The organism is Mesorhizobium sp. M8A.F.Ca.ET.021.01.1.1 (genome assembly GCF_003998025.1).
Taxonomy (GTDB): domain Bacteria; phylum Pseudomonadota; class Alphaproteobacteria; order Rhizobiales; family Rhizobiaceae; genus Mesorhizobium.
The window spans coordinates 1-12,420 of sequence record NZ_RZSJ01000126.1 but is presented as its reverse complement, the minus strand read 5'-3'; the positions used below and the strand labels follow the sequence as shown (position 1 = coordinate 12,420).

Annotated in this window: 11 protein-coding genes; all 11 read left to right on the top strand. The window is 64.7% G+C overall.

All coding sequences use genetic code 11. The annotated features are described in order from the left end of the window. The coding region (locus tag EOA36_RS12780) for a flagellin (RefSeq protein WP_127277945.1) at positions 1 to 920 on the top strand (920 nt) is incomplete at its 5' end. 277 nt (positions 921 to 1,197) lie between these two features. After that, positions 1,198 to 2,262, top strand: coding sequence for a flagellin (locus EOA36_RS12775; RefSeq protein ID WP_127277944.1), 1,065 nt, complete (start codon positions 1,198 to 1,200; stop codon positions 2,260 to 2,262). Positions 2,263 to 2,393: 131 nt separating this feature from the next. Beyond that, the gene (gene fliF, locus EOA36_RS12770) at positions 2,394 to 4,043 is read left to right on the top strand and encodes a flagellar basal-body MS-ring/collar protein FliF (RefSeq protein ID WP_127277943.1); all 1,650 of its coding nucleotides are present in this window, start codon (positions 2,394 to 2,396) and stop codon (positions 4,041 to 4,043) included. A gap of 3 nt (positions 4,044 to 4,046) precedes the next feature. Then, entirely contained in the window at positions 4,047 to 4,667 is a 621-nt protein-coding gene (locus EOA36_RS12765; protein WP_127277942.1) for a hypothetical protein, read from the top strand. Continuing rightward, positions 4,664 to 6,088 (top strand): MotB family protein, encoded by a 1,425-nt coding sequence (locus EOA36_RS12760; protein ID WP_127277941.1) that lies wholly within the window; start codon positions 4,664 to 4,666, stop codon positions 6,086 to 6,088. The genes EOA36_RS12765 and EOA36_RS12760 overlap by 4 nt, the downstream gene beginning before the upstream one ends. Further along, positions 6,085 to 7,455: a chemotaxis protein MotC gene (locus tag EOA36_RS12755; RefSeq protein WP_127277940.1), complete on the top strand. Its 1,371-nt coding sequence runs from the start codon at positions 6,085 to 6,087 to the stop codon at positions 7,453 to 7,455. The genes EOA36_RS12760 and EOA36_RS12755 overlap by 4 nt, the downstream gene beginning before the upstream one ends. After that, the gene (locus EOA36_RS12750; RefSeq protein ID WP_127277939.1) at positions 7,452 to 8,831 is read left to right on the top strand and encodes a flagellar hook-length control protein FliK; all 1,380 of its coding nucleotides are present in this window, start codon (positions 7,452 to 7,454) and stop codon (positions 8,829 to 8,831) included. The genes EOA36_RS12755 and EOA36_RS12750 overlap by 4 nt, the downstream gene beginning before the upstream one ends. After that, positions 8,761 to 9,348: a transglycosylase SLT domain-containing protein gene (locus EOA36_RS12745; RefSeq protein WP_167531313.1), complete on the top strand. Its 588-nt coding sequence runs from the start codon at positions 8,761 to 8,763 to the stop codon at positions 9,346 to 9,348. Before EOA36_RS12750 ends, EOA36_RS12745 begins: the two co-directional genes overlap by 71 nt. Before the next feature lie 223 nt (positions 9,349 to 9,571). Continuing rightward, a complete protein-coding gene (locus EOA36_RS12740; protein WP_015315897.1) occupies positions 9,572 to 10,240 on the top strand; it encodes a response regulator transcription factor in 669 nt (222 codons plus the stop codon). Between the two features lie 79 nt (positions 10,241 to 10,319). Further along, positions 10,320 to 11,579: a flagellar hook protein FlgE gene (locus EOA36_RS12735; RefSeq protein ID WP_127277938.1), complete on the top strand. Its 1,260-nt coding sequence runs from the start codon at positions 10,320 to 10,322 to the stop codon at positions 11,577 to 11,579. 26 nt (positions 11,580 to 11,605) lie between these two features. Next, the coding region (flgK, locus tag EOA36_RS12730) for a flagellar hook-associated protein FlgK (RefSeq protein WP_127277937.1) at positions 11,606 to 12,420 on the top strand (815 nt) is incomplete at its 3' end.

The following is a 12,420-nucleotide window of genomic DNA, read 5'->3' as shown; positions in this document are numbered from 1 at the left end:
GCCTCGACACCACCCAGTCCCGCATCTCGACGGGCTATCGCGTCTCCCAGGCTTCGGACAATGCCGCCTACTGGTCGATCGCCACCACGATGCGCTCCGACAACCAGGCCATGTCCACCGTTTCGGACTCGCTCGGCCTCGGCGCTTCGAAGGTCGACACCGCCTACACTGGCATGAACAGCGCGATCACCACCATCAACTCGATCCAGCAGAAGCTGACCGCGTCCTACGGTCAGACCGACGCCGCCAAGGAAAAGACCCAGGTCGAAATCGCCGCCCTTCAGGCACAGCTCAAGGGTTACGCCGACTCCGCCACCTTCTCCGGCACCAACATGCTGTCGGTGTCCACCGCCTCGGGCACGGCAGCCGACGTCAAGGTCGTTTCGGCTTTCAACCGCACCTCCGCCGGCGCGGTTTCGATCTCGACGATCGACGTCAAAGTCGAAAGCATCAAGCTCTATGACTCCGGCGCCGCGCCGACCGCCAAGGGTATCCTCGACACAGCCCGCCTTGGCACCACTGGCGCTGCAACCACCACAGCACAGGCCCCGACCCTTGGTGGCCCTATCGTTGCCGGCGATACCTATTCGGTCGCCAGCCTGGCCATCTTCTCAGGCACCACGGCCGCCAGCGACGCTCAGATCTCGCAGATGATGACCGTCGTCGACGCCGCGCTCAAGGACATGACGACCGCCGCTACCAAGCTCGGCGCCGCCAAGAGCTCCATCGACCTGCAGAAGACCTTCACGCAGAGCCTGATGGACTCCATCGATCGCGGCGTCGGCCAGCTCGTCGATGCCGACATGAACAAGGAATCGACCCGCCTCCAGGCTCTGCAGGTCCAGCAGCAGCTCGGCGTCCAGGCGCTGTCGATCGCCAACGGCTCCTCGCAGTCGATCCTGTCGCTCTTCCGCGGCTGATCCCTCTCGACCGACCAAACCAGGCAAACGGGCCGCGCCAAAAGCGCGGCCCGTTTTGCGTTTGCTCCAGCCCCGCGCAACCCTCGTTCCTTAACCCTCTGAAGCTGGCTTTTAACAGGCCATTAACCATAACGAGCTAGTCATGGTTAACCAATGACTACAACGGATTGCCGAATCGGCCCGATCGGGGTGGCGGCAATCCAGGGGCGGGTCGAGCGGCTCGCGAGGGCAACGCCGGTCTTTGAGAAAGACCGGTCTGAAAAAAGGAGCGAGTTTCTTGGCGAGCATCATGACAAACGCCGCGGCGTTGACCGCACTTCAAAGCCTTAACGCCACCAACAAGTCGCTCGAGCAGACCCAGGCCAGGATCTCGACCGGTTACAGGGTCTCCGAAGCATCCGACAACGCCGCCTACTGGTCGATCGCCACGACGATGCGCTCCGACAACCAGGCGCTGTCGACAGTGCAGGACGCGCTCGGCCTCGGCGCCTCGAAAGTGGACATTGCCTATACCGGCATGAACAATGCGCTGGATACGATCGGCAAGATCAAGACCAAGTTGCTTTCGACCATTGGCCAGACGGCAGCCGCCAAGGCAAAGACGCAGACCGAGATCACGACGCTTCAGGCGCAGATGAAGTCCTTCGCCGACGCCGCCACTTTTTCGGGTTCGAATTATCTTTCGGTGACGTCCAACGCCGCCAATGGTGGCGTCCAATCTGACGCCAAGATCGTCTCGTCCTTCAATCGCTCCTCCTCGGGCGCAATCTCGCTCGGAACGATCGACATCAATTTGGAGAGCACCAAGCTGTTCGATTCCGGCCTTCCTGCCGTCGTCAAGAACCAGGGCACGCTCGACCGCCAGACCTCGGTCTACTCCACCGCCGCCGCCCAGGCCTTGTACGACGCCGCCTATGCGACAGCACTCGCTGGCGGCGGCACGGACGCCGCCGCCAACACCGCTGGCCAGACCGCGGCCGCGGCGAGCACGGCCACGAAGATCGACAACGTCTCCGCGTTCAATCTCGACATCACCGCGGCCGGCGTGACCGACGACATCATCACCCAGATGATCGGCAAGATCGACAACGTCATGGCTCAGTTGACCGACCAGGCCACCATCCTCGGTTCGGCCAAGAGCAGCATCGATCTGCAGAAGACTTTCACGCAGAGCCTGATGGACTCCATCGACCGCGGCGTCGGCCAGCTCGTCGATGCCGACATGAACAAGGAATCGACCCGCCTCCAGGCGCTGCAGGTGCAGCAGCAGCTCGGCATCCAGTCGCTGTCTATCGCCAACAGCTCCTCGCAGTCGATCCTGTCGCTGTTCAAGAACGGCTAGTTCAGCCTTAGCCGACGGATACTTCGACTTCCAATTCACGGGCCGCGCCGCAAGCGCGGCCCGATTTCATTTTCGCACAAGCTTCGAGGCTTAGTGTTCCGGCGGACAGTCATGCTGGGAGTCGCTCAACCGTGCCGCAACAGATCCAGAGCATCATCTCGAATCTCCGCGGCTTTGGCGTCAGGCGCCTCGCCATGCTGGCGGGCGTCGCTGTCCTGGTGATGGGCGTCATCGGCATTGCCTCGGTCTACCTCAACCGCCCGGCCTATGACACGCTCTATGTCGGGCTCGACCGCTCCGACGTGAACCAGATCGGCCTCGTGCTGGGCGAGGCTGGCATCGGCTTCGACGTCGGCTCCGACGGAACCTCCGTGCTGGTGCCGGCCGGCACCACGGCGCAGGCCCGCATGCTGCTTGCCGAGAAGGGCCTGCCGACCAGCGCCAATGCCGGCTACGAGCTGTTCGACAATGTCGGCGCGATGGGCCTCACCTCCTTCATGCAGCAGATCACCCGCGTGCGTGCGCTCGAAGGCGAGATCGCCCGCACCATCCAGTCCATCGCCGGCATCAAGGCGGCACGCGTCCACATCGTCATGTCCGAGCGCGCCAATTTCCGCCGCGATGAACAGCAGCCATCCGCCTCGGTCGTCATTCGCTACTCCGGCATCGACGCGGAGAAGAGCGCCATGTCGATCCGCCACCTCGTCGCCGCCGCCGTCCCTGGCCTGTCGGCCGACAAGGTGACGGTGCTCGATTCCAACGGCAATCTGCTGGCCGCGGGCGATGATCCCTCCAACACCAGCGCCGCCCGCACACTCGGCGTCGAGCAGACCGTGGAGGCGCAGATCGGCGACAACATCCGCCGCGCGCTGACGCCCTATCTCGGGCCTGACAATTTCCGCGCCAGCGTCAAGGCCGACGTCAACACCGACACCCGCCAGACCGAAGAGACGATCTTCGATCCGGAGTCCCGCGTCGAACGCTCGGTGCAGTCGGTGCGCGCCAACGAGAACAGCAATCAGAAACAGGCCTCCACCCCGGCCAGCGTCGAGCAGAACCTGCCCGAGACCCAGGCGACCAGCACCGAGGGTCCGCAGACCTCCTCGGCGAACGACCGCAAGGAGGAAATCACCAATTACGAGATCAACTCCAAGAAGATCGCCACCGTCTCCAATGGCTACAGCGTCACCAAGATGTCGATCGCAGTCGTCGTCAACCAGGACCGGCTGAAGGCGATCCTGGGCAAGGACGCGACGCCCGACCAGATCGCCAAGCGCGTCGCCGAAATCCAGAAGATGGTGAGTTCCGCCACCGGCTTCGACGACAAGCGTGGCGACGTCATCGACGTCTCGGCGGTCGAGTTCATCGACGGGCTGGACGGCGAGGCGATCCCGCAGGGGGGAATGCTCGATTCCATCGGCCAGCATGCCGGCACGTTGATCAATGCCGGCGCCTTCATTGTCGTGGTGTTCCTGGTCGCCTTCTTCGGCTTGCGGCCGATGGCGGCCGCGCTGACGGCCAAGGCGACGCCCGCCATAGCAGGCCCCAATTTCGATGAAGTCCAACGCTCTCTGCCGACCCCGGAGGCAGCCGCTTCCGCCGATGCGGGTGCCGCCGTCGGCGCCTTGCCCGGCACGCGTGCCGGCGCCACCCCGCTCGACGATTTGCGCCAAAAGATCAGGCCGGCCCCGCAGGAGCGGCTTGCCCGCATGGTCGACATCAACGAGGAACGCACCGCGCAGATCCTGCGCAAATGGGCGGCCCAGGAAGTCGCGGCGTAGACCATGCCCTCCGCAGCCCTCTTCGATCTTCTTCCGGACTTCGGCGCGCGCGCGCAACGCGCCAGCCAGCCCCAGCCCGCCGCCGAGCACAAGCCCGAGGCGGCGGCACCGCCGGCCGATATCGGCACGCTGATCGCCGAGGCGGTTGCCCAGGCGGAGGCAGCGCTCGGCGAGCGGCTTGCCGCGACCCATCAAGCAGCGCTGGAAGCGGAACGCCAGGCAAATGCCGAGGAAGCGAGGGCGTTTCTCGACAGCTTCGGTGGCGATGTCGGTAAGGCGGTTTCGTCGCGGCTCGACGCCATGGAGGCGCGCGTGACGGATCTTGTCGGCGCCACGGTCGCCCGCATCATCGGCGGCGTTGTCAGCGACGATCTGCGCAAGCGCTCGCTTGAAGCGCTCGCCGGCGCGATCCGCGAAGCCGTTCGCGATGGCGAAGCCGTGCGCATCGCCGTCCGCGGGCCACTCTCGCTGTTCGAAACGCTGAAGGCATCGCTTGGGCCGCGCGCCGAAAATCTCGACTTCATCGAGGCGCCCGGCTTCGACCTGACGGTCACCATCGACGAGGCCGTGTTCGAGACGCGCATGGCCGAATGGTCGGCAACCCTTTCCGAGGTCCTGTCATGAGCGTCGCCGATGCCGATCACGGCAGGCACGAGATCATCATCGTGCGGCGCGGGCATGACGACCACGACGAAGGTCATCATGGCGGCGTCTGGAAGATCGCCTTCGCCGACTTCATGACCGCGATGATGTGCTTCTTCCTGGTCATGTGGCTGATCAATGCCGCCAACGAACAAACCAAGGCGGCCGTCGCCAGCTACTTCAATCCCGTCAAGCTGGTCGATCGCGAGTCGAGCCGCAAGGGCCTCCAGGATCTCGGCAATGGGCCGCGCTCGGTCGGGCTGATGGCCGACGAACCGCAGGAAGCGACAACCAAGGCCGGACAGGACGGCATCGGCGCAGCGGGCTCATCCAACCGTAAGCAGAACAAGCAGGAGGCGCAGCAGTCGCAACAGTCCGACGAGCATCTCTTCGCCGACCCCTATGCGGTGCTGTCAGAGATCGCCACTGATACCGGCGTCATGCAGAATGTCAGCCAGAAGGGCGATGGCGGCGCGCAGAATTCCGGCCCGGCGACCGGCGCCTCGGGCGGCGCGTCCTACCGCGATCCCTTCGAGCCTGACTTCTGGTCGCAGCAGGTTGCCGCGCCCGGCGCCGAGGCGAGTGCCCAGCGCCCCAGGGTCGAGGGCGACCCGCTCAAGCCCGGCGACAAGGCTGCCGAGACGCAGATCGCCAAGGTCAAGGCCGTGCAGCCGGCACCGCCGGTCCAGGACGCACCGCTGGAACCCCTGGCCGGGGATGCCAAGGATGCCGCCGCGGCAATGGCCAAGGCCGGCGATGTGAAAGCCGGGGATGCCAAGGTCGGGGATGCCAAGGCCGGGGATGCCAAGGCCGGGGATGCCAAGGCGGGCAACGCCAAGGCTGGAGACAGCAAGGCCGCGGATACGGCCAAGGCGGGCACGGCCGTCGCGAAGCAGGAGGCCGCAAAGCCCGAGGCGGCGGACAGGGCTCCGACCGCCGCCGCGGTGAAGGCGGCTGCCGACGTCAAGCAGCAGCTCGCCGATGCCTTCAAGCCCGGCGACAAGCTGCATGACGGTGTCTCGGTCGAAGCCACTGACAAGGGTGTCGTCATCTCCATCACCGATCAGCTCGACTTCGGCATGTTCGAGGTCGGATCGGCGGTGCCGAGCCGTGAACTGGGGCTGGCGATGGAAAAGATCGGCCGCATCGTCAACAGCCAGAAGGGCACCATCAGCATCAACGGCCACACCGATGCGCGCCCTTTCCGCAGCGACAGCTACGACAATTGGCGGCTGTCGACGGCGCGCGCGCATTCGGCCTATTACATGCTCGTGCGTGGTGGCGTCGATGAACGCCGTATCACCGAGGTTGCCGGTTTCGCGGATCGCCAGCCCAAGGATCCGGCGGACCCGATGTCGGCGGCCAACCGCCGCATCGAGATCCTGATGGCGACCGGCGGATGAAGCGGGCGGCGCTGACCAGCCGCCTGACAGGCCTGTTGCTGCTGGCCGCGGCATGTCCGTCGGCGGGCCTCGCCCAGGATACGCTGCAGCCCTATCAGCTGGTGCGCTCGTTGCAGCTCGTCCAGGACCGTATCGCGGCCGGCGATCATGCCGCGATGCCGATGCAGGCCAAATTGCTCGAGATGACCGATGCCCGGTTGCGCGCCGCGGATGCCGAGGATTTCAAGGACCCCAAGAATTTTCGCGCGCTGCTGGTCTACGGCATGAGCGGCGGCAATCCGGTGACCGTCGAGGCGGCCGTATCGCGCGCCGCCTCCGATCCGCGGAACCTTGCCATCGCCAAAGGCGTGATCGGCTATCTGAACGGCCGGCCCGGCGAGGCGATCGAAGCCTTGAGGCCGATCGACCCGATGACCCAGCCAAGCGATCTCGGCGCGTTCCTCGCTTTGGTCAAAGGGTCACTGCTCGCCACGGACCAGCCGGCCGCCGCGCTGATGCTGCTCGATGAGGCCAAGCTGCTCAGCCCCGGCACTCTGGTCGAGGAAGCGGCTTTGCGGCGCTCGGTCGGCATTGCGGTGACGCAAGGCGACGCGGCACGGTTCGCGCTTGCCTCGACCCAATATGTCGAGCGCTATCTCTATTCGCCTTACGCCAGCCAGTTCGCCGACTCCTTCGTCTCCGGCGTCATCGCACTGCACATGTCGATCAGCCAGGACAAGCTTGCCGACATCACCTCGATGATGGATCCCGAGCGCGAGAAGGTGATCTATCTGCGCATCGCCCGCCGCGCCGCGATCGACGGCATGAGCGACTTATCGGCCTTCGCCTCGGCACGGGCCGAACAGGGTCGCGACGGCAACACCAATCAGGGCGATCCGCGCGCCCTGCTCTATTCCAGCCTGTCCACGGTGACCTCCGATACCATCGAGGACGTGCGCGCCAAACTGGGCAAGATCGACCGCGGCAAATTGTCGGACAGCGACCGCGCCTTGCTCGACGCGGCCCAGGCCATCGCCGGCGAAGTGGTGGCGCCGCCTGCCTCACTTGCGGCCGCAAACCCGGCGCCCGCACCAGTGGTGCCGGCACCCGAACCGGAGGCTGCGGCGGTGCCGACCACTGATGCCGCCGGATTGCCCCCCGTCGAGGGCGCCGTCTCCGAACGGCCGGCCGTGGCGCCATCCCTGGCCGCCGCGCCTGCTGCGCCGAACGCATCCGCGCCGGCAACCGACGCGGCAACCGCCCTGCCGGCATCGGCGCCGGCGACTTCGGCCAGCGCCGACACGACAGACCCGACCGACGCCGCCATGACAAAAACCCGTCGACAGCTCGACCTGATCGACCAGATGCTTGGAGCCGCCCCAAAATGACCCCCAGCCTCGGCCCGGCCCTGCCAGGATTTACCGCCGCGCGCACGGCCGAGCAGCAGGCCGCGCCTGGAAAGAAGGACGACACCGGTTTCGGCAAGATGGTGCACGGCGGCGCGAGCCCTGCCAATTCGGAAAAGCAGCCACCGGCCGAGGCCGGCTCTCGCGATCCGCGCTGGAGCAGGCTTGCGGCAGACCTTGCGGCGAAGACTGGCGAGGATGAGCCGATGCCCGCAGGCAAGGCAAGGACCACGCCGAGTGGATCATCTGCCGCGAAATCCATGAAGGACGGCAAGGACACCGGGACGGACAAGGATGCCGATGCCGACGCGTCGGCCATCGAACCGGGTGCAGCCGCGCTCGACGAGCATCTGCCGCTGCTGATGGCGTTTCATGACCTGCGCCATTTCTCGACATCAGCCAAGTCGGCCGACTCGAGCGCGAGCGAAACAGGACAGGACGCGGCTGTCGTTGGACAGCTTCCCACGAAGGCCTATCGGCAGAAATCCGCCGCCCCGAGTGACGGTCTCGACCCCATGTCCAAGCCTGAGCGGGTGTCGCTCGTCGACGGGCCGTTGACCAAACTCGACGGTCAGCTCGTCCGCGATGCCGCCGGCGCGCCAAGACACGACAATACGATCGAGGCCGGCCCCCTGCCCGAGACATCCGCGGAGGTGCCGGGCGTCGAGACGAAGCAGGCGGCGCCGCAGCTTAAATCCATCGCCGACCTTCAGTCTTCATTGCGGTCCGAACCAGGAAAACAGCAGTCGGCGGCGGCACGCATCGACGTCGTTTCCGAGCGCAGCTTCCCCGCGCCGCCGCAGGCCCCGATGAGCCAGGCGGCCCTCAACGTGATCGGCGCCATTTCAGCCGACGGCGGCCCGAACCAGGCGCTCGCCACGGCGTCCGCGACCGCTCAGCTGACGGGCTCTGTTGCCGTTCCGACACATGTCTTGAAGATCGAACTTCACCCGGCCGAACTGGGCATGGTCACGGCCCATCTTCGGCTCTCCGGAGAACAACTGTCGATTGAGTTGAAGCCCGAAACACACGATGCCTATCGCCGGCTTTCCAGCGACAGCGAAGCGATCGTCAAGTCGCTGCGCGGGCTCGGTTTCGAGGTTGACAAGGTGACCATCTTGCAACCATCGATTGCAGTCACCTCCACAATCCGGACGGATACAACCGCCTCCGTGAGCGCGGCACCCGGCCGCGATCCATCATCCTTCCAGCCCGGAAACTCCGGCGGCGGCAATAATGGGGCCGGTGGCCAGCAGTCGGGTCAGCATTCCGCAAGGGGTAGCCATGATGATGCGCAAACACACGGCCGCGTCGCTTCGCCTTCTCGCGAGCGCGCTGGCGGCGATATATTTATCTAGCCTCGCGAGCAGCGCCGGCGCCGCCACCAATCCCTGCGAACCCGAGATCCTGCGTGCCGCCGACCGCTATGGCGTGCCCGCCGGCATCCTCTATGCCGTCGGGTTGACGGAAACCGGCAACAAGGGCAGTCTTCAGCCCAACGCATTGAATATAGAAGGAAAAGCAGTCTTTCCGAGAAGCCGAACCGAAGCGCTTGCCGCCTTCGCCAACGCCCAGCGCGAGGGCAAGACGCTGATCGATCTCGGCTGCATGCAGATCAACCATCACTACCACGCCTCGCATTTCCGCAGCGTCGAGGACATGCTCGACCCACGCCAGAACGTCGACTACGCGGCGCGCTTCCTGGCCAGCCTCCATGCCCGCCACGAGACCTGGTCGATGGCCGTCGCCCGCTATCATGCCGGTCCCGACAACGACCCGGCGCAGAAGGTCTATGTCTGCAGGGTGATCGCCAACATGGTTGCCACCGGCTTTGGCAAATGGACCACGAACGCGCGCACCTTCTGCAACCCGTAAGCGCATTTTCTGCTTCTAATACATCAATCCCCGACTGCGGAGCGGTTCGGCACGACTTGGTCAAGACTTGCACCCGCAAGCATATCTGGCTGCACGCTAATGCAACCGATCCGATTCCAGACTCCCAAGAAACTAGTTATAAGAAATGACGGTTGTTCAGGATTCCCGGCAGCGGATACGCCTTTCCCCACGGGGCAAATGTGCTGATTCGGAGGCGGGGCCGATGATCGTTATCGTTGACGAGCGAGAGCTCGTGACAGAGGGCTACAATTCACTTTTCGACCGCGAGGGGATCGCCTGCGCCGGTTTCGCACCGGGCGAATTCGGCGAGTGGGTCAACTCGGCCGCCGACACCGATCTGCGCTCGGTCCGGGCCTTCCTGATCGGCGACTGCCGTGACGGCGCGATCTCGCCGCGCCAGATCCGCGACCGCACCGGGGCTCCGGTCATTGCGCTCAGCGAGCAGCATTCGCTGGAAAACACGCTGCGGTTGTTCGAGAGCGGCGTCGACGACGTCATCCGCAAGCCGGTGCACATCCGTGAAATCCTGGCCCGCATCACCGCCATCCGCCGACGCGCCAGCGAAGACGTCGCCTATACCGAGATCGGCGCCATGCGCATCTTCATGGACGGCCGCGATCCCGAGATCGACGGCCAGCCTTTGCCCTTGCCGCGCCGCGAGCGCCGTATCCTGGAATATCTGGCGAGCAACCGCGGCCGCCGCGTCACCAAGACCCAGGTGTTCAACGCCATCTACGGCATCTTCGACGAAGAGGTCGAGGAGAACGTGGTGGAGAGCCACATCAGCAAGTTGCGCAAGAAACTGCGCGAGAAGCTGGGCACCGACCCTATCGATTCCAAGCGCTTCCTCGGCTACCGGCTCGTGTTCTGATGCGGCGCCGCGCCAGCCTCGCGCAAGACAGGACGCGTAGCCTCGAAGCCAGTGGCATGGATATTGCGGAGACATCTCGATGAGCCTCTACGGAATGATGCGGACCGGCGTTTCCGGCATGAACGCACAGGCAAACCGCCTGTCGACGACAGCCGACAACATCGCCAACTCCGACACCACCGGCTACAAGCGGTCCTCGGCCGAATTTTCGACGCTGATCATGCCGTCGACCGGCGGCGCCTATAATTCCGGCGGCGTCACCACGACGATCCGCCAGGCGGTCAGCGATCCGGGCGTGCTTCAATACACGACATCGGTTTCCGACCTTGCCGTCAGCGGCGATGGCTTCTTCGTCGTCCAGGATCCCAGCGGCACGCCTTTCCTGACCCGCGCCGGCGCCTTCGTGCCCGACGCACAGGGCCGGCTGGTCAATGCCGCCGGCTTCCAGCTGATGGCCTACAGCTACGCCAATGGCACACCGGCGGCGACAGTGAACGGCTTCGAAGGTCTCGAGCCGGTCGTCATCTCCGACCAGGGACTGACCGCGACACCGAGCACCGAGGGTAATTTCAGTGGCAATCTGCCGGCGGGCGCGACACCGGTCGCTGCCGCCAACCTGCCCAGCGCCAACGCCGCCACCGCACAGTACACTCAGAAAACGTCGATGGTCGCCTATGACAATCTCGGCAACAAGAAGCTGCTTGACGTCTATTTCACCAACACCGGCACCGGCACCTGGGAGGTAGCAGTCTTCGATCAGTCGAAGGCAACGCCTGGAACCGGTTTTCCCTACGCCGTCGGCGGCGCGCTCGGCTCAGCCAACCTGACCTTCGATACTACGACGGGCAAGCTGACCGGCACACCCACAGGCATTTCATTCACCGTGCCGGGTGGCGCCAGCCTCAATCTCGACTTGTCGAAGCTGACCCAGCTCGGGACCGGATTCACCGTTTCCGATGCCCAGGTCAACGGCAATGCGCCGAGCACCATCGACAAGATCCAGATCAGCAAGGATGGCACCATCTACGCTCAGTACAAGGATGGCACCTCCAAGCCGCTCTACAAGATTCCGCTGGCCGACGTGCAGAGCCCCGACCAGCTCAAGGCGCTGCCTGGCAACGTCTACGCGCAAGGCACTGAGTCCGGCGCGGTCCGTGTCGGCTTTGCCAATGAAGGCAAGGCCGGCTCGATCATCTCCGGCGCGCTCGAGAATTCCAACGTCGATATCGCCGAGGAATTGACCGACATGATCGCGGCCCAGCGCAGCTATACCGCCAATTCGAAAGTCTTCCAGACCGGTTCCGATCTGATGGACGTCCTTGTCAACCTGAAGAGATAACCGGGCTCCGCCCGTGAAAGACCAGCATGTCGCTTTCCACCGCACTGAGCATCGCCCAATCGGCGCTTCTGGCCACCTCGCGGCAGACAAGCGTCGTCACGCGCAATGTGGCAGACGCCGACAATCCGAACTATTCGCGCCGCATCGCGCTCGTCACCAGCACGACGCCCGGCGCACGTTCGGTTGATGTCCAGCGTGCAGCCAACGACCTGCTGTTTCGCCAGAACCTCGGCGCCCTGTCCGCCTACGCCGGCCAGAGCGCGCTTTACAGCGGCATGGATCAGCTCGACGTTTCAGTGAATGGCGTCGACAACGCCTCCTCACCTTCGACTGCGATCGGCAACCTGCAGCAGGCGCTGCAACTATACGCGACCTCGCCGTCCAACCAGAATCTTGGCGCGAGCGTCATCGACGCGGCCAAACAGGTCGTGCGGTCCCTGAATGAAGGCTCCAAGGCCATCCAGGACTTTCGTACCCAAACCGACGGCCAGATCGATACCGCCGTCAAAGATCTCAACTCGCTGCTCAACCAGTTCCAGGATGCCAACACGGCGGTCATGTCCGGAACCCGTTCCGGCACCGACGTTTCCGATGCGCTAGACCAACGCGACGCATTGTTGAAGAAGATCGCCAATTACATTCCGGTATCGACCTTCACGCGTGGCGACAATGACATGGTCATCACCACGGGTGACGGCACGACATTGTTCGAGACGATCCCACGCACCGTCAGCTTCGCCCCATCTTCGGGCTATGCGGCGGGTGCGGCCGGCAACACGGTCTATATCGACAACGTACCGGTCTCGGCGGGCAGCGGCGGCAACACCACCCCCAGCGGCAC

Excerpts from the sequence above, each read along its gene's own strand:
- EOA36_RS12765 (WP_127277942.1), top strand. The coding sequence starts at position 4,047 with ATGCCCTCCGCAGCCCTCTTCGATCTTCTTCCGGACTTCGGCGCGCGC.
- EOA36_RS12760 (WP_127277941.1), top strand. The coding sequence starts at position 4,664 with ATGAGCGTCGCCGATGCCGATCACGGCAGGCACGAGATCATCATCGTG.
- EOA36_RS12755 (WP_127277940.1), top strand. The coding sequence starts at position 6,085 with ATGAAGCGGGCGGCGCTGACCAGCCGCCTGACAGGCCTGTTGCTGCTG.
- EOA36_RS12750 (WP_127277939.1), top strand. The coding sequence starts at position 7,452 with ATGACCCCCAGCCTCGGCCCGGCCCTGCCAGGATTTACCGCCGCGCGC.
- EOA36_RS12745 (WP_167531313.1), top strand. The coding sequence starts at position 8,761 with ATGATGCGCAAACACACGGCCGCGTCGCTTCGCCTTCTCGCGAGCGCG.
- EOA36_RS12740 (WP_015315897.1), top strand. The coding sequence starts at position 9,572 with ATGATCGTTATCGTTGACGAGCGAGAGCTCGTGACAGAGGGCTACAAT.
- EOA36_RS12735 (WP_127277938.1), top strand. The coding sequence starts at position 10,320 with ATGAGCCTCTACGGAATGATGCGGACCGGCGTTTCCGGCATGAACGCA.